Consider the following 22865-nt stretch of genomic DNA (forward strand, 5'->3'; position numbering starts at 1 on the left):
ACTCAGACGGTCTGTGAATACGGAATCCTGAATAGCACTCCATTATGTTACGCCACAAACTGATTCACCCCCAGATCTCTTCCATTTTGGCAGCCTCTGGCCATCACAGCACCATTTTGATCGCCGATGGCAACTACCCTGCGGCCAGCAAGCGGGGCCCCCGGGCGGAACTCGTTAGCTTGAATCTGATGCCCGGCGTTCCCACCTGCAATCAAGTGTTGGAAGCGGTGATCTCGGCGATTCCTGTTGAAAAAATCGAGACGATGAAAACGGAAACCGAAGGGCCGTACGCACTTGATGGCGATCCGCCGGTTTGGGACGACTATCGCGAAACCATCCGAGCCGAAGGTCTAGGATTGGACCTGCAGCCCATCGAGAAGTGGGATTTCTACAATGCGGTCAGTACCGATGACCATGTCCTGACCATTCAGACAGCGGACCAACAGCGATATGCCAATATCCTGCTGACCGTCGGAGTGCGAATGTAGGCAAGAAACTTGACGCGATTTTAGTAGCGACCGATTCGACCTTCGATCGGTGTAAAGCTCGTCTTCTAGCGCCAGAGCCAGTCGCGGAATCCCTCGACAACCTGCTGGCGTTCGGAGATCGCGCGAAACGCGGCGTAGCCTGCCATTCCGAGTGCGACCAATAGCATTGTCGCACCGCGAGTCGGTGTGGGTCTGGGCGTGACCGCGGCCTTCTGACGAAGATGCCCCAACAGGGTTTCCCAGAACGCCGAATTGATGATCGGCTCAAAGGATTCAACCGTGGAGGAATCGACAGCCTTGTTTCCGGCGGCGCGAAGGTGGATCTTCAGACGTGGAAGAAAGACCTGCATCAGTTGTTCATCGCAGCTTGCATCGGGATCCAGTTCGCGCGCCGCAGCGAGCAACGGTTCTAAAATCTGTTCTGGTGTTCGGCCATAGACAACCAGGCGCGGCCGAGTCGTCAACGCGATCAAGGTGACGATTAAGGCGTAGAAGGACGAAAGCGCGACCCAAACCCAGGGGCCAAATGTTGCCGCGGCTGCTTTCGGGAAAAACAGCTCCCCAGGCCCAACGGCGACCAAACCGCAAATTGCGAAGCCCATCGCGGCGATGTCACGCCCCCCCGTGGTCACCAGCACTCGCCCGCTCAGCCGAATGGATGCCAGCAGCAGCAGGTAGGCGATCAGCGGAAGCCAAGCGATCAACAGAAAAAAAGGCTCCAGCGGCATCAGACCTTAATCGCAAAGTGGTTAGCGGTGGATGTGTGACCAAATCAGCCGATCATCAGTACTTTTCGGCGACGTTCAGATTTTTTGTGACGCCGGTCGATTGAGCTCAGTTCGTTGCTTGGGCATCACGTTCTGTTTCGGCGAAGCACAATCGTCCTGCGTTTCAGCCCAACAAGATCTGTGAAACAAGAATCGGATTCGAACCGTACCTGTCGTGATCGCTTGCGTACATAATAGGGTTGGTGCGATCATTCGCGAGGGGAGGAGATGCGAATGACCGGTGCAATCGGACTATCTGACAGATTGAGGGTTTCTCGTCCGCCACGCAACCATGCTTCGCAAAGCGTTCCCCGCAATCAGACGCAAACCTTGTCTACGGACATGATTGTCCTCGGCCCAATCAAGGATTCCGTCACAATTTTGCACTGCGTCTCCGCATGAGTCATTCCAATCCAACGACGTTGAGCCAACCAGAAGTGTCCGCCTTTGAACCGAATTCCGCTGACACTCGACATCTGGTGGATCGAATCGATTGTGCATTGGCGGAAGTCGGCGAGCAAATTGAGCAGATCGACAAGCCGCAGTACGCGTTCGAAATCAGCATCATTGTTCCCGTCTACAATGAACGGCAAACCCTTCCTAAAGTGCTAGAACGCATCGAAGAAGTCATGCCGGCATCGACCGAAACGATCATCGTCGATGACGCCAGCACCGACGGTACGACGGTCTGGTTGGCCGCCTTGCCGCCACGAGACAATCGGCGAGTCGTCCGACGAATTCGAAATCACGGCAAAGGTTCGGCCGTCCGGCTCGGCATTCGACACAGTCGCGGGCGTGTCGTTGCGATTCAAGACGCCGACACTGAATACGATCCTAAAGACCTTTTGCAAGTCATCGAGCCCGTTCTTCAAGGCGATGCCGATGTCGTTTACGGCTCAAGGTATCTTGGCGAAATCGAAGACCCTTCCTGGGTTCATCGCCTTGGCAATTGGGCTTTGACGGCCGCGAGCAATTGCATGACAGGACAGCGTTTGACCGATATGGAAACCTGCCACAAAGCTTTCCGTGGCGATTTGGTGCGATCGATTTCGATCCGAGAATGTCGCTTCGGGTTCGAGCCCGAAATCACCAGTAAAGTCGCCGCCCGGGGCGTCAAGATCGACGAGGTCCCGACCGGCTATCAGTATCGCAGCTACGACGAAGGAAAGAAAATCACTTGGAAAGATGGTGTGGCTGCTTTCGCCTGCATGTGGCGATATCGAAATCCCGGATGGGTCGGACGTGGGTTCCAGGGCTTGGGGCGTCTTGCCAAACGATTGGTCGGATCGAGTCGAAAAACCAATTGAGTCTCTGGCAAAGCCAATATTAAAACCGGCACCTCAGTAAGGGCTTATTCCGGCAGGTGTCGCTGATAGCGAGGTGTTTCGGCGGGAGGCAACGGAACGCCGCGTTCTTCTTGGTACCGACGTCGCTCGACCGCACTGGCGTAGTAACGAAGCCAAGTTTCGGTGTCTTCAACACACATCCACTCGACAGCTTTGCCTGGCACATCGACCATTTTCTCGCAACATGGCAGGATGTCGCGATAGATGATCATGTACAGTTCGCGATCGCAAAGGTGATCGGTGTACCTCAGCACGATGTTCTTGCTGTAAAGCTGCTCGATCGTTTCGGTCAGCAAGGTTGCAAGTTGTGCATCGCTTAGCGAATCAGGAGCGTGCAATTCCAGCGGAGGATCGAACCACTGAGCGATCGGCAGTGCTGGTGCCCGTTCCCAAGCCAACATGGATGCCAAGTACTCGTTTTCCGCATGCAGGGGCATCCGATGGATCGTCCCATCAATCGATTCATCGCGATAGGGTTCCAGCTCGTCCCGTAGCCGTGCATTGGCCAGCAACAAATCGACTTCGTCGATCGTTTGTCGTCGGGTTTCTCGCATGTCCATTAGGGCGACAGGATCCAATCTTACGCGGATAGAGCTAACGTCAAACCGACAGCGGCTTCGCTGTGGCGTGCCAGCACCAATCGCGGCATTCACCAAAGTGCTGGCCCGATTGACGCTTTGATGTTATCTGTCCGCCCCCGCTACTCAACTTTGAACTGAAGTAAAACCAAGGTTTCATTTCATTTTCGCAGACCATCGCTTCGCGTGATCGTTACGAACGGAATGCCTTATCAGGGGTTGCCGTCAAAATTGGAGAATACGGTCAAGTCTGACGGGGGCCGCTTTTACGATGCCGCCAATCACTATCTGAAAACGATCCATCGCCAGCGGATCACGCCCGGATCGACTTCGGGGCGTCCGCCTGCTGAACGTTGGCGATCGGCACCAAATGGGAACTGGCCGACCGCAACCCGCTCATCGAAAGCCCTACGCCAGCTCGTTTCGCTTGGCTAAAAGCGTTTGATACAGCTCGCTGTGTTTGGCGACCATTCGCGACACCGAAAACTCAGTCGCGATACGATCCTTGGCTGATGCCGCAAGTGTTTTCGCTTGTTCCGGATCATCGAGCAATTCGATCGAATGGCGAGCGAAATCGGCGCGGTCACCCAGCGGGGCTAAGCGGCCGGTTTGCCGATCAATCACCAGGTCTCGATTCCCGGGAATGTCCGATGCGATGACGGGAACGGAGGACTGCATCGCTTCAATAATCGCGTTGCTTTGCCCTTCGTATTCGCTGCCATTCCAGAACAGGTCGGCGTGCGGCAGCAAGTCAGCAACATCATCTCGCCGCCCCACAAACGCAACGTGTTTAGGGGTTGTGACGGCATCGCGAAATCGTAGCAGCTCGGCTCGCTGAGGCCCGTCGCCGATGATGATCAATGTTGTGTCGTGCCGAGTCGCCGCGATCAATTCACCCGACCAAACCAAGTCTCGATAGCGTTTCTGTGGCCACAATCGACCGATCGCCAGAATCAGTTTGTTCGCGGGATCAACGCCCAATCTCGCAAACGCTTCGGCTCGATCGATGGATGAATCTTGTCGTGGCGGGATGCCATTGTTGATCACGTGAAATAGATCAGCGGGAATACCATGCGACTGATAAAAGTCGCGGATGCCGACGCTGTTGGTCGTGATCGCGTCAGAACGTTTGGCGAGCAATCGATCGATTTTGAAGTGCCACCAACTTTTCCACGGGTCCACACAGCGTTCGCTTCCGATCACCACGGGGACTTTTGCCGATAATGCAGCCGCACGGCCGAATGCGTTTGCCGCAAAGATCCATGTATGCGCAATATGGGGCGCAAAGTTTTGCAGTGCCGTGCGAAGCCGAAAGAACGCCGACGGATCGGCTTTGAATCGCTTTCCGATCACTGTGTAGGGCACGTTCTGTTGCTTCAGCATTTCGCTTCGCGGGCCCTCGCGCGTCAGCAGGAACACATGCACGTCAAATTGATCTTTGGGCAGCCCGGTGGCCAACAAAGCGAGCTGCTTTTCGGCGCCCCCGCAATCCATTGTCGGAATGATCAATGCGATTTTGATCTTCATGTTCCATCCTGAACGTCTAGTTGTCGATCACCTGCGGCTGCTTTGAATTGATCGACAAGCCTGCGAAATAGCTGCATGTATTGTCGCAACGAATCGTCTTCATTGCGAAGGCCTTGCATATGTTTTCTCAGCAGCACTGCCTGGCGTTTGGCCGCTTCGGGATCATCCAAGATTGACTCAATCGCCAACCGCAGCGATCGAGGACGCTCGGGATTGAACCACCGAATCGGCGAATCGAAATCGGCACTGGTTAGCTGTTGTTGGACTTCGGCGGATGACACGGCGAAGAATTCTCGGGCCACTTCGGTGTTGGCAATCACCAGAGGAATTTCCATTTGGATCGCTCGAGGCACATGACTTTGGTAGCCATCATCGCCGGTGTGAACCATCAAGTCCGACGCACCGAAGACGTCATCCATGATGCCGAACGATCCTGGCATCGCCATCGCTTGCCGAAGCCCTTCGCCTTTGAGGTGTGAGAAAATCGCATCTCGTTTTGGACCGTCGCCAATGAACCAGTACTGCAAACCGGAGATTCGTTCACTGAGAATCCTTGCGGTCTGCACCAGCGTGGATATCCCTGAACTGGTCTGCATCCGTTCGACCGAAAGGACCACCGACATGCCCTCGAACAAATGCAGGTCGCCGTTAATCCTAGCCAATGCGGTCCGTAACAGTGTTTTGTCCTGTAGGGGCGACTGGATCGCTTGGCCGATGCCGATGGGAATGCGGCATGTCTTTGCGTCTCCAAAACCATCGATGATCAACCGTCGCTGGATCGTGGCGTTGTTGACAACAATCGCATCGGCTTTCATTGCTGTAGAGACGCAATGCTTGACGTTTCGGCGACCCTGGGAATCACTTAGGTCGCTTGACGTTCCCATTCCGGCGATACGAACGACGGCCGGAACCTGTAAATGTTTTGCGGCTTGAACGGCCGCAATGCACTCTTCCTGTGCCGAATCACAGTAGATCAAGTCACAATCGCGTTGGGTCTGGCAAAGCCATTCTCGAAGCGACTTGATATACTTGGTTGCCGAACGATCGCCTCGTCCCGACCATCCTGTACGAAACATTCGCAGTGGTCGGTGGACATCAAATTCACGAAATTGAAACTTCTCGGAACAGGAATTTGCTTGGCGTGGAACGACGACTTCGACATGCTGTCCGAGCGAATGCAGGTTCGATGCCAACTGGATCAGGTGCCCAGCTGCATCGAAAGAACCATGGGGCCAAAAATGACGGCCTACCAGGACTAATCGAAGACGGCGATCCGAACGGCTCACTGCTTTGACTTGTGCTCGGTCGCTGCGATTTCTTCGGGTTCAAGGACGGCGAGGTACGGCAAGTTGCGATACATATCCATGTAATCCAAGCCGTACCCAACAACAAACTCATCGGGGATCTCGAAAGCGACGAAATCTGGACGCAGCGAGACTTCGTGTTGCCGGTGCTTGTGCAGCAGCACTGCCGACTTCACCGATTTCGCGCCGCGATCTTTGATCACGCCCGTCAAACGGTCCAGGGTCTTGCCTGTGTCAAAGATATCGTCGACCAGCAAAACGTCCCGGTCGGCAACGTCGATCAGCATGTCGCATGAGACGTCCAATTGGCCCGATTCGGTGCCGCCGCGATAGCTTGATGCCTGGATAACGCCGACCCGTTGGGGCATCGACAGTCGGCGGATCAAATCGGCAAACAGCACAATGCTGCCTGTCATGACTGCGATCACCGTCAGTGGCCGGTCGGAGCCATAAAATCGGTCAATTTCCGTCGCCAGACGTTCGACTCCGGCCTGCAATTGTTCTTCGTCTAGCAAAATTCGCATCGCGATACTGAGCCCTTCAGTTCAGTCCTGGATATTAAGTCAATTGTTGTGTTTTTCAGAAAAATCAGCTGCGGAGCCACATCTGCCCATGGTCTTCGCGAGACGGCATTCTGACTGAAACTCGTGCAATTCTCAGCCCAGATTGCCAATGATTTTTCGTGGAAAGATAGGCGATTTGGGTTCAGCTTGCGATCACCGAGCGGCAAAAGCGAAGCCTTCGGCAGCTTTAACCGATGAACGATACACCGACACGCATTGAAACACGAGTGTAGGAACACCGAACTCGGGGGCCATACCGAGTCGTAGAAACTCCCGCTGCAAGACGCACCGAATGACCAATTCCCAACGCCTAGCAACCGTACGCGACCACTTGCGCAGGTGGATCCAGTCCACCTATGCCGATGCCGTGAATGCGGACCAAGAGGAAAACTCTGTGGGAGAGGCCGGGATCGCTTCGGAGTCGATTTTGATTCGCGAAGGCTACTATGTCGGTCGCACATTCATCATCGCGACGGGGGAAGAGGAACTGCGGGCGACTTGGTTCATGGAACCAGACGAGCTTAAAATTCGCGACCTCGAAGGCTCGATTGTCGCCGTCTTTGCAGGCGAAGAAATCTATGCCCTCGAAGCAGAGGAAACTCAGCAAGTCACCGTGGAAGCTGATTCGCCAGCCGTCGCAGCAGACGAAGACGATTCTCCGGTTTCGATCCCAATGATCGCCGCACACAATGGTCAACAGGACGAAGAACAACAGGACGAAGCGGAAGCCGAATGCTCCGAAGCGGCAGCCGAAGCGAGCGAACCTGATGAGAATGAAGGGATCTCTAGAGCAGCGTAGTGACAGACCGGTTTTCTGTTTACTAATTCGATGCTAAGCTATCGCATGTTCAGCGCAAGCGAAGTCGCGGTGATCCCGGCAAGACTGGGGATTCAAAAGGTGACGGTCAATTGCGTGGCGACAAAACGTTGCCGATGAACGTATGAAATTAATGCCGGATGGGTGGCCGAGTGGACGAAGGCACTGGTCTTGAAAACCAGCGTAGGGAAACCTACCGTGGGTTCGAATCCCACCCCATCCGCTTCTTGAGGCAGCTCTTGCCGACGACCAACCTGAGCGTTCTTTCTGGTCTCGGCGATTCTTGAATTGATGCAGCAGTGGGCGGCGGGTATCGATTGATCCCGAACCATTCTTTCAGCTTCGGACGTCCCCATCGTTTTTCTGACGCGACTGATCAGGCCTTTAGCATCTTGCACCAATATGCTCGCATCGGCTTGTCTTCGGCGACTAACCGTCCTTGATATGAGCAGATGACAACCGTGTGAAAACTGCTGTTTCACTGACATGGAGGGGGGTGCTATCCTCCGCCCGTGCGGATTCAAGTTCTTAGCGGGTGAAACAAATGCGAAAACTAATGGTGGCGACGGTCCTGTCCACGCTCGTGTTCTCTGGAATGCTTCTTTCCGGTGCTCGTGCGGAAACTCAGGCTAAAAATGAAAAAGAGCTTCTCATCGTCAAGGTATACAAACTGAATGGCCTTCCGGTCTTTACCGAGGACAAGCAGTTTTCGCCTGACTTGTTGATGAAGTTAATTCAGTCGACCGTCTCACCGAGCAAATGGGAAGCGGCGGGTGGCACTGCGACGATGGCTCCATATCCGCAGAACACTTCATTGGTCATTTCTGCAAATGGCAAAACCCACGACAAAATTGTTGATCTGATCGAAGGCTTTCGAAAGTAAAACGCGGGAAGTGTTTTTGTAGCCAGTGGGTAGGGGTTTTTGAGCCAATTGATCAAAAACCCCTTTCTCCTTTCTTCAGCGATCGCGCGATTCAGGCTTTACTGCCACCCGCCGGTGGAGTGTGACGTAGCCTTGCCAATGTAGCAGCTTGCTAACGGTTTGCAGTTCATGCGGCCGGCGTTTTGCAACGAATTGGCTTTTCTAGATGCGCATCAACAACATCGTCCATGTGATCCCGGCTGCGATTCTGTTCGTAGTGGCAATGACTTCCGCAGTGTCTTCGGCGTCGGAGTCTGGCGATCAACCGGTTTCGCATAACATTGGAGACAACGCTGCAGAATCCAACCGGGGACTCTCCCAGCCGGACCCTTCCGCTGAAAATTCAGAGTCTGTGGATTTGGGCGAAGTTGATAGTGCAACTGCCAGCCCACTGGATAAGATCCTGCGCGAGTATTTCAAACGCATCAATCAATTCAATGGAACTCCCGATGTTCCTTACAGCGATGAACTTGCAGCACGCCATCTGCGATCAGCTGCGGGCCAGGGCTACGCATGGGCTCAAGTGATCACCGGGTGGTTGCATGTCAGGGGACAAGGTGTCGACCAAGATGACAAAGAGGCTGTGAATTGGTTTCGTCTCGCGGCAGAACAAGGTGACGCCGCTGGGCAAAATTGGTTGGGGTTCATGCTTCTAAAGGGATACGGTGTCGATCGAGATCCCGTGGCTGCGGTGATGCTATTTCAAGAAGCCGCCGACCAAGGACTTCCTGACGCACAGTTCAATCTCGGGCGAGCCTTTCGCCACGGTATTGGCATCAGTCAAGACTATTACCGAGCCGTTGAGTACTTAAGGCCGGCCGCGGAATCAGGTCATCCTAGAGCCCAATTCGATATGGGCTGGATGTGTGATCATCAGTTCGGCGAAGCAGGCGACGATGCGGATGCTGTCCGGTGGTATCGTCTGGCGGCAGACAATGGTTCAGCTGTCGCTCAATTCAATCTTGGGTTGATGCATGAGCAGGGCCGCGGAGTCACGGCAGACCTTGATCAAGCGATTTCGCTTTATCGTAAAGCAGCCATGCAAGATTACGTTCACGCCCAGCGGGCTTTGGGGATCAAGTACAGAGATGGCAAGGGTGTGCCGCAAAGTGATCAAATCGCGGTGGAATGGTTTCGAAAGTCTGCTGAGCAGGGCTATTCATTCGCACAAGGATCGTTGGGATGGATGTACTTGGAAGGCCGCGGTGTCGAGCAAAGCGACGAGGAAGCCGCCAGATGGTTTCGTGCCGCCGCGGTTCAAGGCAACACTTGGTCGACGACGCAGCTAGCGTGGATGTACCTTGTAGGACGTGGCCTGCCCAAGGATATCAATGCCGGGGTGGTTTGGCTCAAGCGAGCCGCACGGGACGGCGACGTTTGGTCTCAACGCGAGCTTGGTCGGCTGTACTTTTGGGGAACGATCATTCAACAGGACGATGCGGAATCGCTGAAGTGGTATCGACAAGCCGCCGAGCAAGGTGACCCCGAGTGTGAATACATGGTGGGCTTGCTGTATGCGGAAGGGCGCAGTGTTGAAGTCGATGACGAAGAAGCCATCAAGTGGTATCGCTTGGCCGCAGACCAAGACCTTCCCGCGGCACAAAACAATCTAGGGATGATGTACCAAGAGGGACGCGGTGTGCCGAAGGATGATTCCGTCGCAGCGCGATGGTATCGCAAAGCAGCGGATCAGCAGTTCGTGCTCGGCCAGACGAACTTGGGGCTGATGTATTTGTATGGCAAAGGAATCGCTCCCGACGAAGTACGTGCGATCGAGTTACTGCAAAACGCAGCAGACGCCGGTGAGCAGAATGCTGCGTTGGCATTACAACGGCATTCAGAGGCGAAAAAATCGGAAGCCCATCGGCGATTTTCGATGTTAGCATTAGCGGGGTCATTTATCGGATTGATCTATATGGTAGGCCGCCGTTTTTAGAATCCCCATTCCCCGCAGGCGCCAGCGTGCGGTTATCCCAGCACGTTCCAGCAACATCGCAACTTCATCAGCCGCGCAGCGCCAGCGTGTGGTTGTCTCCGGATCCGCAGATCTGCCTGCACAGGAACCGCGAGCTAACGCTCAGCGGCTGATGGAGGTTGGGCGGTCCCATCAGCCGCTACGCGCCAGCGTGCGGTTGTCCCGGGAATCGCAGATCTGCCTGCACAGGAACCGTGAGCTAACGCTCAGCGGCTGATGGAGGTTGGGCGGTCACATCAGCCGCTACGCGCCAGCGTGCGGTTATCCCCCGGAACCGCGGATCCGCCTGTGCAGGAACCGCGAGCTAACGCTCTGCGGCTGATCGAGGTTGGACAATCACATCAGCCGCTACGCGCCAGCGTGCGGTTACCACCGAATCTTCCTTGCCGGAAACATTCGTGAATCTCAGCACTGCTTACGATCCCAACACCGCGGCTGTTTGCAGCGTTCATACCGGCAGCCGTAACCTCAATGTTCTGGTCCGCCTACGTCGCTTTACGATCGTTGGCAATTGCGTTTGCCAGAATTTCTCGAAAAACGAATGTGACCTCTCTCCCAGATCGAACACAGCAAATCAACAAACATTCGGTGTCGTTGTGGTCAGCCCGCAGGGACGTCGATCGGCTGTCGATCTTCGCACCTGCTAACCGGGGCGTATGTTTCTCTCGAGGGTCAACAGAATCTGTGAGCTTCTCGGGAAACCGATGCAGAGAAATGACCAGATGACGGCGTCGCCCTCGAACAACATTTTCCCACCGATACCGTTATCCGTTCACGCAATACCATGCGAAATTTTCTCGGCTTTGAGACAAATCGATTCGCAGCGACAAAACATCCAGTCCCCGAATCAGCAGCGCACCAAACTACAGAGCAAGCTCAGCTGAAACTTCGAAAATCAGTTCGGCACGTCTTTCTAACACAGTTGACAATCAAGTTGCTGCGAGCCGCCGGTGTCTTGCTATGCCTGATTGGTGTGTTGAAAGGAGGCTACAATCTGTACTTCGAAAACGGAAAAGTTGGAATAGAGGGGACCGTTGTCGATCTTGTAGGGGCTAAAGCGAATCTCCCGAGCGTTGAATTTGTTGCGGGCGAATCAATTCGTACTGTCAGTGGATCAATGCCGATCTCGAAATTTTCGTATTCAATCGGCGACCAAGTCGGTGTGTTGTACGACCCCGCTGCACCAGACAAAGCACAGATCAACACATTTCGCGAGCGGTGGTTGTTCGCGGCGCTACTTGTCTTCGTTGGCTTCAATTTCCTTTGTCTTAGCTTTATCGCGCCGGTCGTACAGCAGATCGTTACCAACGTTGTGCTGAAAGGTTATCCAAAAGAGACCGAAGCGCTGTAACTCTCGGTTGCATCAGACGCAGGCACTAGCGTGCGGTTGTCTCGCAAACTGTGGATCTGCCTGTGTAGGAACCGCGAGTTGGCGCTCAGCGGCTGATGGAGTTTGGGTTGTCATATCAGCGGCAGGCGCGTTTAGCGTGCGGTTGTCCCCGGAACCACAGATCCGCCTGCATTGGAACCGCGAGCTTGCGCTCAGCGGCTGATGGAGGTTGGGCGGTCATATCAGCGGCAGGCGCGTTAGCGTCCGGTTGTCACAGAAACTGTGGGTCTGCTTGTGTAGGAACCGCGAGCTTGCGCTCTGCGGCTGATGGAGTTTGGGTTGTCATATCAGCTGCAGGCGCGTTAGCGTGCGGTTGTCCCCGGAACCACTGATCCGCCTGCATAGGAACCGCGAGCTTGCGCTCAGCGGCTGATGGAGGTTGGGCCGTTACATCAGCCGCTACGCACCAGCGTGCGGTTATCCCCGGAACCGCAGATTCTCCTGCATAGAAACCGCGAGCTTGCGCTCAGCGGCTGATGGAGGTTGGGCCGTTACATCAGCCGCTACGCGCCAGCGTGCGGTTATCCCCGGAACCGCAGATCCGCCTACGCAGGAACCCTGAGCTAACGCTCTGCGGCTGATGGAGGTTGGGGAGTCACACGCTCGACATCATTTTCTAAGAATTCACTTGACTTCAACTTTGAGAACCTAGAAGATGAAGACAGACAAGCTGTCTTTTTTCTTCCCAAATGGAGACTGTTGTGAATCAGCTCACAGATTCCGAAATGGAACTGTTAGAAAAGTTGTGGGAACTGGGACCGGCCACGATCCGTGCTCTGTCACGAAGCGTCTATCAATCGGAATCAGATTCCAAGACCGCGTCAGTACAGAAGTTGCTCGGACGCATGATGGACAAACACTATGTGGTTTGCGATTCCGGTAAGCGACCGAAAGAGTACACCGCCGCAATAAGTCGCGATGAGTTCTTGCAGCGGCAGCTCGAAAACCTTGCCACGCGACACTGCGGTGGCAAGCTGATGCCGTTAGCGACCGCGCTTGTTCAGACCAAAGGGTTTAACAAACGCCAACGCCAGCAACTGCGAAAGATGATTGACGAGCTCTTCCCTCCTGATCAGGAGAAGTAGCGAGTATGATCGATAGCTTCTTTTCAACGCTCTCTGGCGCAACTGCATCGGATATTTGGATCTGGGGACTCGGCAGCCTACCGATAACAGCATTGATCGCTGGATGTATTTGGGGATTTAGCCGAGTCTTTCGTCATCCCGCATTCTGGCACGCCGCTTGGCTTCTGCTATGTGTCAAGTTGCTTGTCCCGATCGCTTGGAATCTTCCACTTCCTAGTGTTCCGGAAATTCGATTCGATTCAACACGCATTTCCAGGGGTGACAACTGGTCGAGCGCAGGTAGGAACCCTGCCATTTCTCTTCGGCAAAATACAGACATCGGGACGGCGGAAACCGCAGGTGGCTCTTCCCAAAATGATGCGACTCGTCGACGTCTTGCCGAAGACAGCATGCACCATCGGCGACCTTTCTCGTCATTAAGTCTTGCTGCGATTTTGCTGAGCCTATGGGGAGTTGGGACTGCCGTGCTGTTTGCTTCATTCTTGCTGCGGTTGTTCCGGCTCCGACAGGTACTATGTAAGCATAGCGTACGCGCGGATGTGGAAACCTATCAGGCGTTTGACAAGGTCGCCAGCAAAATGGGGTGTCGCCGCCGCGTCGAAATAAGGTTCGGCAAGGTGTCTTTGCCGCCAATGCTTAGTTCAATTGGCTACTCAACAAAGTTGTATTTGCCGATCGAGCTTTGGGCGGATCTAGATCACACCCAGCGTGATTTGGTGCTGGCGCACGAGATCGCTCACCTTCGTCGTCGAGACGACCAAACCCGATGGGTCGTCGCATTGACTTGCATATTGTTCTGGTGGAACCCGATCGTCTGGCTGGCTTGTAGAGAGCTACGCCAACTGGAAGAGCACGCGTCCGATGCGGCGGTCGCGATGCAGAACGCGAGTCATCTCCGAAACTACGCCAAAGCGTTGATGCACACGATTGAATTTCTGTCTTGCGACACGAGTCCGGCGAAAGCCAACCGACCTTCTCTATCTCGAGTTCTCACACCGGCGGTCACCATGGCCGACGAACGCTCTTTTCAGCACCTTTCAAGGAGACTTGCTTTGTTATCCAAACCTGCAAATCTGAAATGGAGACCCATCCATTTGCTGGCGATCAGTCTGTTTTTCGTTGTACCGACGGGGACTGCGGCTAACAAGCGTCGCGATGGCGGAATCACCGCAAGCGAACAGCGAACAGGGTGAGAAGAAAGTCGCGACCGTAAAAGGAAAGCTGACTGACAAAAATGGCCAGCCAATCGCTGAGGCGACTGTAACGCTCGCCACACCCGAAGCTGACCTTCGCTATGTTTACCGACTTGGCGCTGAAACGATGCTGAAGCGAACCAAGACCGATTCGTCAGGTGAGTATGAACTTGAGGTCCCTGTGACGGGGCAAACGACATCTGCATCGATTGACTTTTCAAAGCCGGGATTTAAGCGTCTCGTCGGGACACCGATGTCCGTTGGTGATCCGAATCGAATAGATCTATCAGTTGGCAAGACAGCTATTTTTGACGCCCAGTTATCCCCGGCCTGGTATGTCGCTGGGACGGTGGTAAACACTTCGGGTGATCCAATGCCTGAAACGCTGGTTCATGCCTCTTTGAGAGGCAAAACATTCAGTGCAGGTGTTGCCTGGGTAGAGACAGATATAGATGGCAAGTTCGAAATCTTTGGATATCAAGACGAGTTGTTCGAGTTATTTTCGGGAGGTGATAAAGATTCAAAGGATAGTCTGACTGCAGACCTAGGGTTCCACAAACGAGGCTTTATCGACGGACACATGGAAAGCATCCATCTGTTGCCTAAGAGTGAACGATCAAATCTGAAATTTGTTCTGAAGGAAGGTTTGACCTATGAAGGCCAACTGTTGACACCGGAAGGGGAACCCGCGGCAGGGCGACTGGTCTCATTCCAAAATGAAGACAGCTATCAGTACAACGGCGTTTATTGCGACGACGACGGCCGATTTCGGATGATCGGTTTGAGTCCTGGGAAGCATTCTGTCACGGTGCGCGACGTGCCCCACTCCTCCTCGTTAAAGACCGAGCTGCAAATCGAACGTAGCGAAGATCAAAAAACGTTGAAGCTATCGAAGGTGACCGCGGCTATCCCTGACGTGATTGAATTTGCCGGGTTGAAAATTGGTAACGTCACACCAGAGATCAAGGAAGCGTATTTCATACCTTCTTCGGTGAATGGCGCCATTGTCTTGGATCAAGGCCCCAACTTGGAGTCCTTCAAGATCGGCAAACTTGCACCTGGCAATGTGCTGTATATGGTTGGCAATGAACGTGTGGACGGCGTTGAGGGTTTCATCCACACACTTCTCGCCGAATCTCTCAAACCCACAGTTCCTCTGGGAAAGCCTGGGAATACCACCGCATTTGCGTTGCCCGAAGGCGGGATGGCAGTTCGAGTCGTCTATACGTTTGCCGATGAGAACAGCTCGGGAACCAGTACTCGGTACATAAATTTGACCACGGCTCAGATTGATGAACTGGGAGAACTGTCGGCGAAGCTGAAATCGAAACGCTAAGACTGAAGCCCCAATGGCAGACACCGACAACAATTTCCGCGTGTTTCCTCGGAGACTTTATTCGTCGGAATGTTGATCGGTGGGGGCACCGCAACTGGAAAATGGCAAGTTCGTTTACACGATTGGGTTTGGCCTTGGACTATTCGGCTTTCAGATCGCGATGTCCTTTGTGCCCACTTCGGTGTGACGGCAAAGAGAATCTCGAAAGATGCCAGTTCAATGCCAAGATTGCCAATCGGTTAGCGAATGGACCAGATCATCGGTGAACTAAAATTCAAAACGATAATCTGCAAAATGCCAAAAGTGAATCTGATTGGGCTACTTCTATCTCAACTTTGCTTCCTAGTCGGATGTGGTGAGGAGGCGTCGCCGATCGGTGAACCTGTCGGGCGAATGACGGATCGGAAACTGGGATTTGGAATCACCGAAGGAAACATTGGCTACGAACTTGCATTTGCATCGGCGAAGAACGCCGGCATCCAGTTCATCGAATTGCCGCAGCAGTGGGATGAAGTTGAACTGGCTGACGGGGACTACCAAAGCCAATTTGTTGCCATGGCAAATGAAGTTTACCCGCAGCTGGAAACCTCGCTCGTCCTGTCGATGAATCCGATCGACACGGCGGCGAACCGAGTTCCGAAACACTTGCTGGATGCTGACTGGGATTCTCACGAACGAATCGATGCGTTCAATCGATGGTTTGATTGGACCATCGCTCAGCTATCAGACGCTCAGATTGTCGCTGTCAGTGTCGGAAACGAAGTTGATGCCTATTTCACATCACATCCCGATGAGATCGAAGCGTACGCCCGATTCTACGAACAGGTCGCCGGCCACATTCGCGAACAGATTCCCAATGCAGTCGTCGGATGCAAGATGACATTCCCAGGGCGGACGGGAAGTATCGAGAGTGCACTCGCGTCGATCGATTCGCACTCAGACGCAATCATGTTGACGTACTATCCGTTGAACGACCAGTTTCAGGTGCGTGATCCCAGCGAAGTGTCCCGCGACTTTGAGAAAATGGTCAGCCTGACTGATCAGCCGGTCTACCTGCTGGAAACAGGCTATCCCAGCGGTGCGAAGTGTCAGAGTTCCCAAGCGAGGCAAGCCGAGTTCGTTGATGCACTTTTCGAAGCCTGGGATAAGCAAGTCAATGAAGTTCCCGTCGTGAATCTAGTTTGGACCTGCGACCTGCCGAAGTCGCAAGTCGATTCGATGGTTCAGTACTATGCTGTCCAGCAACTGGCCTATCGCGAGTATCTCCAAACGCTGGGTTTACGTACCGCGGACGGCACCAATAAAGCCGCATTCGAAAGGGTCCGCGAAAACGTTCGGGAACGAGTGCAGTCGAGATGAAGCCGATTCAACGTAGTCCATTTCTTACCGTCCTGATTGGGCTACTGAATAGTTGAACGACCTATAGGCGTGTCGAGTGGTTGGAGTTCAGGGGGGGGATTGGATAGCTGCGTGGTGCGCGGGCAAAATTGGTTCTTTGATTCGGCGGTGTCTATCTCGCTGCTATGATGCCAAGACGAAACACCTCGCCAGCTTTCTTTCCGAATCCAAACTGAACACCATGATTCGCTACTGCCTTGCCCCACTCTGGTTGGCTCTACTGCTTAACTTGTCACATGCTGATGAGTGGACCGTTCCGCTTGCGGGCAATGCGTTTCAGACGGCGACTGATTTCAACGATCGTGGGATTCGTCGAGACGGTTCGCTCAACTTGAAAGATCCGAAGGTGGTCTATTCGGCATTCTTTCACGTCGATCGACCTGCCAGTTTGGATTTGAAAATCACCGCAAGCAGCAAAGCTGCGGGCGTGAAAATGATCACATCAGTTGGTGGAAAGCGGTTCGAAACCGAAGTTGGGCCAACACAGGAAATCTATCCAATCGGCAACGTCGATGTGGATCATGCTGGATATGTGCGAGTTGATTTCCAGCTCGCTGATGTGGCCGGACCATCGGCGCTGGAACTCGGCGATCTGATGGTTGCGTCGGACACGACAGGATTGGAAGTTGACTTTGTCAAGAACAACGACGGCAACATGTTTTACTGGGGACGTCGTGGGCCTTCGGTGCACCTGCGCTACGTGGTGCCGAAAGATCGCAACCTGCAGTACGCCTATTCAGAAGTCACCGTTCCAGTGGGGCAGGATACGTTGGGATCGTATTTCATGGCGAACGGTTTTGGTGAAGGCTATTTTGGATTCCAAGTAAATGGTTCGAATGAACGTCGCGTCTTATTTTCGGTTTGGAGCCCTTTCAAAACGGATCGTCCGAGCGACATCCCGGAAGACCAGCGAGTGAAGCTGCTCGCTCGTGGCGATGGCGTTCGAGTTGGCGAGTTTGGCAACGAGGGATCAGGTGGGCAGAGCTATCTGATTGAGCCATGGAAGTCGGGCGTCACCTATTGCTTTTTGACCGAGGTGAAACCCGATGGAAATGGCAGTACCGTCTACACGTCTTGGTTTTGTGAGAAGGAAAAGCCATGGCGTTTGATCGCGAGTTTTAGCCGTCCAAAGACGGACACGACACTACGAGGCTTTCACTCGTTCTTGGAAAATTTTATGCCGGCGACCGGGTTCATCGAACGCCGCGGGTTGTATGGCAACACCTGGGTATGCGACGAAAGCGGACAGTGGCACGAATGCACCAGCGCGATATTTAGTGTCGATGCCACCGGCGCCGGGAAGCACCGCCTTGATTTCGATGGCGGCGCCGAAGGCAGTCACTTTTTTATGCGGAACTGTGGATTCTTTGACCGAACAGGTCGGCCAGGGAAAACGTTCAAGCGAGAATCCACCAGCGATCAGAAACCGAATATCGAATTTGCAGAGCTGCCCCTGAATTCGTCCGAGTAAGGCGCAATTGACCGAGTAATACTCGGAACCTTCCAAGCAATAACGCGATCGCGTTTTACTTGGGACTGGCAATATCGATGTCCAGCGACAGAATCCCGACGGTGGTTTGATCGTGCTGCGGCACAAGTTGTAGCCTCAGTCGATCTGTGACGGTGGTTGTTGCCGGATGAATTGTGTTGTAGTTATCCGGCAACACGCTGTACTGGTCGGTGTTGTAGATCGGCATCGTATTCCAGTTCTCTCCGTCGGGAAGTTGAACGACCCAAGATTTGGGAACTTGGACACCGCCTTGGTCATCATAAAAATAGACGCCGACACTGCGGATCTGCATCGGCCTTTCCAGTTGAACTTCCACCCATTGCTCCTTGCCCTTTTCTGGCCAACTGGTCCAGCGTGGGATCGAAGTGTCAGCTGATGACTTTGGTGTATGTTTCATTCTCACTGCGTCGACGTTGTCTTGGGCAAACGTGTGAGAGGCTTTGACGGCAGCAAACCGTAGGTTGTCTGGAGAAGTCAGGTCGGGGGTCGCCAACGCCTCGGATTCTGGAAACCAAACTTGCATTGAACTGCGATCACGATTGCTCCAAGCGAAGTAGGGCAACAACCGCAGTTCTCGATCAGTCGCAGCAGCTTCCAGCTTTCGCTCTTTCGCTGGCACAACCAACTCAGGCCATCCTTTATCGGTAGCCACTTCTTTTACGTGTTCGGATCGAAAATCGGGAACGAAAAAACGCTGCACGGCGCCTTCGTTATCAATTCCTTCTGCACAGTAGACGATCGGTCCGCGTGAAAAACAAAACCTTCCACGGTTCGCTTCGACTTCATCAATGCATCGATTTTTGCGCACTGGCATCGGAAGGATCAGCTGCACTTGGTCGCCAGCATTCCATTGTCGTTCCAGGGTGACGAATCCCTCGACTGCCTCAGTCTGAATCGCTTGACCGTTGACTTTGACTTCCCACTTTGGTGCCGCATTCGCAAACGAATACAGCTCGCCGGGAACCAGTTGGCTTCCGGCCCAGGTCGGGATCCGCAGTCGCAGTGGAAACGCAATCGTTGACTTCGGATTGACATCGATTTTGATGCTTCCTGACCAAGGGTAGTCAGTTGTTTGCCGCAATTGCACGTGCGTGTTATCAATCGAGATTGTCGTTGAATTGCTGCCGTACAGCACGCAGTCGACGCTTTGATTGTCACTAGCGTACATGTAGCCGGATACCTGCGGGATCAGTCGAGCGATGTTTGACGGGCAGCAGGCCGTGCCGAACCAACCGCTACGTGGTTGATGCCTTTGATCGGCTTCCAGCGGATTGGGGTAAAAGAACGTGGTGCCGTCTTCGCCCATTCCGGCAAGGCAATTGTTTAGCAGTGCGATCTCCGCGACGTCGACATATTTAGCGTCCCGGTATTTAAGAAACATCCGCATGTTGAAAAACACATTGCCGACGGCCGCACAGGTTTCCAGGTAGGTGTCTTTGTTTGGCAGAACGTAGTCGGGACCGAAGCCTTCGATGCCATGGACAGCACCCAAACCGCCGGTGATGTGCATCTTTCGGTCGACAATGTCATGCCAGATATGATCCAAGGCTTCTGAATAGTCATCCGAATTTCGAAGGCTGTCGACTTCAGCCATCGCGGCGTACTGATAGGTCGCTCGGACCGCGTGTCCGGTGGCTGACTTTTGCTTTGCAACCGGAAGATGTTGTTGAGCGTAGGTTGCCGAGTTGACTCCATCTCCATCGGGAACGAATGTCACGCCGCGGATGTCCAGAAATCGCTTTGCCATTTGCAAGTAAAGTTCCTTGCCAGTGTAGGCGTACAACTTCAGCAAGCCGATTTCGATTTCCTGGTGACCTGGCGCCTGCATGATCGGCTTGCCATCGTTGTAGTTTGGGTCGCCATCAAAAATCGCTCGCTGCACATGAGCGGCGTTCTTTTCAGCGACTTCCAGTAGCTTGGTCTTACCGGTGGCCTGAGCGTAGGCAACAGCGGCTTCGTAGAGATGGCCAACGTTGTACAGTTCGTGACTGTGAATCAAGAAGCTGTAGGGGCGATCGCCCATTTCATTCTTGTAGATTGAACCTGTGATATGTGGAACATACAGGTAGCCATCAGAAGCTTGGGCTCGAGCGATGATGTGAATGATGTGGTCCATCATCGCTTCGATATCATCGTTGGGTTCTGACTGAATCATCAGAGCCGCACCTTCCATCACCTTATAAAGATCCGAGGTGTTGAAGCGATGCGGTTCGGGCTTTTCAGATTGACCTCCACTTTCCAACCATTCTGCACAAAGCCGAAGTCGACGCTGAGCGACTTCGGTGTTCTTGAAGGCGTGCGGTAACGTGTTGTTGACCAGCAGGCGAATCCGTGGCTGCCATATTTGATCGTCCATCTGGACCTGATCAAACGACACGAAACGCATCGGAGCTGTCGTTGGTTCATCCTGTGCATCGCTAATCGCACAGGTGCTGACTGCCAGCAGGCAAGCCGCTACAAAAGCCTTCAATCGAACAGGCATTGAGATTCTTTCTGGGAGAGCAGATATAGATTTCGGTTTCGGTGCTGTCGCACGCACAGGCTATATAAAGAGGCCTGGAAGTTCGATTGGATTCTCTGCGAAGGCAGGCGATGTTGCAAGAAGCAACGGCACAACCTGCTAGGAAAGGGGGAAGCGGTTTTACGCTGAATGCGTTTGTAACCTCGTTCCCCTGTCTTGGACTTTCCCCTTTGGTTGACTAGGCGTCGATGGTGGCAGTTTCGTCGATGTCGGGTTGGATAACGTTTTCCGCGAAAGAGGCATAAGCCTCGCCAATATCTTTTGCCATCGAATCAGGGAAGGCGTGGAACTGGCCACTTTGCAGAGCTTCGACGATCGCATCGGCAACCAGGCTGGGCGGCTCGGCGATTTCTTCGAGCCCAGCGGCTGATGCCATGTCTGTCGCGATCGGTCCCGGATGAACGCTGACCACGGCGATCCCCTGCGGATCCAGTTGAGCTTTCAGTCCTTGGGTGATCGAATAGGACGCCGCTTTGGATGCCGAATAGGTCGCGAAGTCGGCGAAGTTCTTTAGTGATGCGACCGAGTTGAGTTGCACCAAGGCACCACCGCCGTTGGATTTCAAAACCGGTGCGAATGCTTGTGCGACGCGGATCAATCCATAGACATTGATGTCCATCTCGAACTGCAGTGCGTCGATCGCTCCAGGATCCATTGCCGGAGCGTTCTTTAAGACCCCTGCGTTGTTGATCACCAACGTGACGTCGCTGGCTTTTTTAGCTGCCGCAACGATCGTTTCTGGACGCGACAGGTCGGTCTCGATCGCAACGACTTTATCGCCGTAGGTTTTGATCAAAGGTTCCACCGACTTGATGTCTCGCACGGCGGCGTAAACCTTTGCAGCACCACGTTCAAGTAAGCCTTCAAGGATTGCTTTGCCAATGCCACGATTTGCACCGGTGACCAGTGCAACGGAACCTTCCACTTGAAAAGACATTTTGATTCTCCAGTCTGAATTGATCGGTAGACGATCGAGAAGTTGCTTGACGCTGTATTGATTACTCGGCCCTGAGCATACCCTTTCAGCGCGGACCCTTTCAGCCGATGAGATTTTTTCCTGACGCATCGATATGCCAAATAAAACTCACCCCTTCTTTTTAACTGGAACGGAAGTTGCTCGGGTCATTGAGCAACAAATCGATTTGTGACCCAAGTTTGTGAGCGAGGCAATGGAGTTTTTGAAGCGAGTTTTCGGACAGTTTTCGAGCGACAACTGTTCAACATTGGCGGCGGCATTGGCCTATTACACGGCGTTTGCGTTGCCACCGCTATTGTTCCTGCTGCTCACCGTACTGACATTTGGCATGTCGACGGTGTACGAATCCGAGCAGGCGCAGCAGAAGGCTCAGCAGACGATCGAAAATCAAGCAGCCGCGATGATTGGCAATCAACAGATCAGTGATGAAATTTCCAGTATTCTGCAATCGAACCGAGATAGCGGCGGAAAGTGGTGGAAAACGATCATCAGCTTTGTTGGTATTTTGATCGGTGCTACCGGGGTCGTCGCTGCTCTACAGGCTGCCCTGAATCAGGTTTGGGAGGTGAAGCCGGATCCTGAAAAGTCGGGCGCGATGGACTTCGTTTGGAAACGGGTGTTCTCCTTGGGGATGATTCTTGGGCTCGCGTTTTTGCTGCTCGTGTCGCTTGTTGTTTCGACAGTGCTAACCGGAATAGGCGACCAGGTCGGGTCGTTGATCGGAATGGGCGGCTTCGCTGCTGAGGTCATCAACTTCACTGTGCAAGCGATTGTGGTCATGGTGGTTTTCGCAGCCATTTTCAAATTCATGCCCGACGCAGAAGTCGAATGGCGTGACGTCGCAGTCGGTGCGGCCATCACGACGGTGCTGTTCTTGGTTGGCCGATACTTGTTGCAGGTGTATTTTCAGTTTTCGGAGCCCGGTGCGCAGCTCGGTTCCGCAGCGGCCTCGCTCGCGGTCCTATTGGTTTGGATCTATTACACCGGAATGATCGTCTTACTTGGGGCTGAAGCGACTCAGGTTTACGCCAGCATGTATGGCGAAGGCATTCGTCCCGAGCCAAATGCGGTCCGTGTGAAAGAGTCCTATCAACGGCCTGATGCAAGAAAGGCGACACATGCGTAGCGCCTGATAGGCCTCCATTTTCAATCTTTTGAATCTCGATGCC

General features: G+C 53.6%; 19 protein-coding genes and 1 tRNA gene. 13 read left to right on the forward strand and 7 right to left on the reverse strand.

What is annotated here, in order from left to right; translation table 11 throughout:
- The first annotated feature begins 44 nt into the window (after positions 1-44).
- Positions 45-488, forward strand: a complete 444-nt coding sequence (locus LOC67_RS21425; RefSeq protein WP_230264859.1) for an RbsD/FucU family protein — start codon at positions 45-47, stop codon at positions 486-488.
- 65 nt (positions 489-553) lie between these two features.
- On the opposite strand, the gene LOC67_RS21430 is transcribed toward LOC67_RS21425, so the two are convergent.
- Positions 554-1216, reverse strand: a complete 663-nt coding sequence (locus LOC67_RS21430) for a hypothetical protein (RefSeq protein WP_230264860.1) — start codon at positions 1214-1216, stop codon at positions 554-556.
- A gap of 437 nt (positions 1217-1653) precedes the next feature.
- On the opposite strand from LOC67_RS21430, the gene LOC67_RS21435 reads away from it, so the two are divergent.
- Complete coding sequence (locus LOC67_RS21435; RefSeq protein ID WP_230264861.1) at positions 1654-2562, forward strand: glycosyltransferase family 2 protein; 909 nt, start codon at positions 1654-1656, stop codon at positions 2560-2562.
- 44 nt (positions 2563-2606) lie between these two features.
- Here the strand turns inward: LOC67_RS21435 and LOC67_RS21440 are convergent, their stop codons facing one another.
- From LOC67_RS21440 to hpt, 4 genes are all read right to left on the reverse strand, one after another.
- Entirely contained in the window at positions 2607-3155 is a 549-nt protein-coding gene (locus LOC67_RS21440) for a hypothetical protein (RefSeq protein ID WP_230264862.1), read from the reverse strand.
- 432 nt (positions 3156-3587) lie between these two features.
- A complete protein-coding gene (locus tag LOC67_RS21445) occupies positions 3588-4706 on the reverse strand; it encodes a glycosyltransferase (RefSeq protein WP_261366992.1) in 1119 nt (372 codons plus the stop codon).
- A complete protein-coding gene (locus tag LOC67_RS21450) occupies positions 4703-5992 on the reverse strand; it encodes a glycosyltransferase (protein WP_230264863.1) in 1290 nt (429 codons plus the stop codon). Before LOC67_RS21450 ends, LOC67_RS21445 begins: the two co-directional genes overlap by 4 nt.
- Positions 5989-6534, reverse strand: coding sequence for a hypoxanthine phosphoribosyltransferase (gene hpt, locus LOC67_RS21455; protein ID WP_230264864.1), 546 nt, complete (start codon positions 6532-6534; stop codon positions 5989-5991). Before hpt ends, LOC67_RS21450 begins: the two co-directional genes overlap by 4 nt.
- 331 nt (positions 6535-6865) lie before the next feature.
- Here hpt and LOC67_RS21460 point away from each other — a divergent pair, with 331 nt between their 5' ends.
- The 10 genes from LOC67_RS21460 (at position 6866) to LOC67_RS21505 (ending at position 18160) form a co-directional block, all read left to right on the forward strand.
- A complete protein-coding gene (locus tag LOC67_RS21460; protein WP_230264865.1) occupies positions 6866-7372 on the forward strand; it encodes a hypothetical protein in 507 nt (168 codons plus the stop codon).
- A gap of 156 nt (positions 7373-7528) precedes the next feature.
- A tRNA-Ser gene (locus LOC67_RS21465) sits at positions 7529-7613 on the forward strand.
- 321 nt (positions 7614-7934) lie between these two features.
- Positions 7935-8273: a hypothetical protein gene (locus LOC67_RS21470; RefSeq protein ID WP_230264866.1), complete on the forward strand. Its 339-nt coding sequence runs from the start codon at positions 7935-7937 to the stop codon at positions 8271-8273.
- Between the two features lie 205 nt (positions 8274-8478).
- Entirely contained in the window at positions 8479-10248 is a 1770-nt protein-coding gene (locus tag LOC67_RS21475; RefSeq protein ID WP_230264867.1) for an SEL1-like repeat protein, read from the forward strand.
- Positions 10249-11071: 823 nt separating this feature from the next.
- Positions 11072-11638, forward strand: coding sequence for a DUF3592 domain-containing protein (locus tag LOC67_RS21480; protein WP_230264868.1), 567 nt, complete (start codon positions 11072-11074; stop codon positions 11636-11638).
- 740 nt (positions 11639-12378) lie between these two features.
- The gene (locus tag LOC67_RS21485) at positions 12379-12762 is read left to right on the forward strand and encodes a BlaI/MecI/CopY family transcriptional regulator (protein ID WP_230264869.1); all 384 of its coding nucleotides are present in this window, start codon (positions 12379-12381) and stop codon (positions 12760-12762) included.
- Between the two features lie 5 nt (positions 12763-12767).
- Complete coding sequence (locus LOC67_RS21490) at positions 12768-13955, forward strand: M56 family metallopeptidase (protein ID WP_230264870.1); 1188 nt, start codon at positions 12768-12770, stop codon at positions 13953-13955.
- Positions 13918-15291 (forward strand): carboxypeptidase regulatory-like domain-containing protein, encoded by a 1374-nt coding sequence (locus LOC67_RS21495; protein WP_230264871.1) that lies wholly within the window; start codon positions 13918-13920, stop codon positions 15289-15291. The genes LOC67_RS21490 and LOC67_RS21495 overlap by 38 nt, the downstream gene beginning before the upstream one ends.
- A 294-nt stretch (positions 15292-15585) precedes the next feature.
- Positions 15586-16650, forward strand: a complete 1065-nt coding sequence (locus LOC67_RS21500) for a glycosyl hydrolase 53 family protein (RefSeq protein ID WP_230264872.1) — start codon at positions 15586-15588, stop codon at positions 16648-16650.
- A gap of 220 nt (positions 16651-16870) precedes the next feature.
- Positions 16871-18160: a DUF3472 domain-containing protein gene (locus LOC67_RS21505; protein ID WP_230264873.1), complete on the forward strand. Its 1290-nt coding sequence runs from the start codon at positions 16871-16873 to the stop codon at positions 18158-18160.
- Positions 18161-18215: 55 nt separating this feature from the next.
- Here LOC67_RS21505 and LOC67_RS21510 read toward each other — a convergent pair whose 3' ends face one another.
- Together LOC67_RS21510 and LOC67_RS21515 are read right to left on the reverse strand one after the other, a co-directional pair.
- Positions 18216-20681, reverse strand: coding sequence for a glycoside hydrolase family 127 protein (locus tag LOC67_RS21510; RefSeq protein ID WP_230264874.1), 2466 nt, complete (start codon positions 20679-20681; stop codon positions 18216-18218).
- Between the two features lie 217 nt (positions 20682-20898).
- Entirely contained in the window at positions 20899-21657 is a 759-nt protein-coding gene (locus LOC67_RS21515) for an SDR family oxidoreductase (RefSeq protein WP_230264875.1), read from the reverse strand.
- 232 nt (positions 21658-21889) lie between these two features.
- On the opposite strand from LOC67_RS21515, the gene LOC67_RS21520 reads away from it, so the two are divergent.
- A complete protein-coding gene (locus tag LOC67_RS21520; RefSeq protein WP_230264876.1) occupies positions 21890-22822 on the forward strand; it encodes a YihY/virulence factor BrkB family protein in 933 nt (310 codons plus the stop codon).
- Positions 22823-22865: the final 43 nt, after the last annotated feature.

Source organism: Stieleria sp. JC731, from assembly GCF_020966635.1.
Taxonomy (GTDB): Bacteria; Planctomycetota; Planctomycetia; order Pirellulales; family Pirellulaceae; genus Stieleria.

Excerpts from the sequence above, each read along its gene's own strand:
- LOC67_RS21425 (WP_230264859.1), top strand. The coding sequence starts at position 45 with ATGTTACGCCACAAACTGATTCACCCCCAGATCTCTTCCATTTTGGCA.
- LOC67_RS21430 (WP_230264860.1), bottom strand. The coding sequence starts at position 1,216 with ATGCCGCTGGAGCCTTTTTTTCTGTTGATCGCTTGGCTTCCGCTGATC.
- LOC67_RS21435 (WP_230264861.1), top strand. The coding sequence starts at position 1,654 with ATGAGTCATTCCAATCCAACGACGTTGAGCCAACCAGAAGTGTCCGCC.
- LOC67_RS21440 (WP_230264862.1), bottom strand. The coding sequence starts at position 3,155 with ATGCGAGAAACCCGACGACAAACGATCGACGAAGTCGATTTGTTGCTG.
- LOC67_RS21445 (WP_261366992.1), bottom strand. The coding sequence starts at position 4,706 with ATGAAGATCAAAATCGCATTGATCATTCCGACAATGGATTGCGGGGGC.
- hpt (WP_230264864.1), bottom strand. The coding sequence starts at position 6,534 with ATGCGAATTTTGCTAGACGAAGAACAATTGCAGGCCGGAGTCGAACGT.
- LOC67_RS21460 (WP_230264865.1), top strand. The coding sequence starts at position 6,866 with ATGACCAATTCCCAACGCCTAGCAACCGTACGCGACCACTTGCGCAGG.
- LOC67_RS21470 (WP_230264866.1), top strand. The coding sequence starts at position 7,935 with ATGCGAAAACTAATGGTGGCGACGGTCCTGTCCACGCTCGTGTTCTCT.
- LOC67_RS21475 (WP_230264867.1), top strand. The coding sequence starts at position 8,479 with ATGCGCATCAACAACATCGTCCATGTGATCCCGGCTGCGATTCTGTTC.
- LOC67_RS21480 (WP_230264868.1), top strand. The coding sequence starts at position 11,072 with ATGCGAAATTTTCTCGGCTTTGAGACAAATCGATTCGCAGCGACAAAA.
- LOC67_RS21490 (WP_230264870.1), top strand. The coding sequence starts at position 12,768 with ATGATCGATAGCTTCTTTTCAACGCTCTCTGGCGCAACTGCATCGGAT.
- LOC67_RS21495 (WP_230264871.1), top strand. The coding sequence starts at position 13,918 with ATGGCGGAATCACCGCAAGCGAACAGCGAACAGGGTGAGAAGAAAGTC.
- LOC67_RS21500 (WP_230264872.1), top strand. The coding sequence starts at position 15,586 with ATGCCAAAAGTGAATCTGATTGGGCTACTTCTATCTCAACTTTGCTTC.
- LOC67_RS21505 (WP_230264873.1), top strand. The coding sequence starts at position 16,871 with ATGATTCGCTACTGCCTTGCCCCACTCTGGTTGGCTCTACTGCTTAAC.
- LOC67_RS21510 (WP_230264874.1), bottom strand. The coding sequence starts at position 20,681 with ATGCCTGTTCGATTGAAGGCTTTTGTAGCGGCTTGCCTGCTGGCAGTC.
- LOC67_RS21515 (WP_230264875.1), bottom strand. The coding sequence starts at position 21,657 with ATGTCTTTTCAAGTGGAAGGTTCCGTTGCACTGGTCACCGGTGCAAAT.
- LOC67_RS21520 (WP_230264876.1), top strand. The coding sequence starts at position 21,890 with ATGGAGTTTTTGAAGCGAGTTTTCGGACAGTTTTCGAGCGACAACTGT.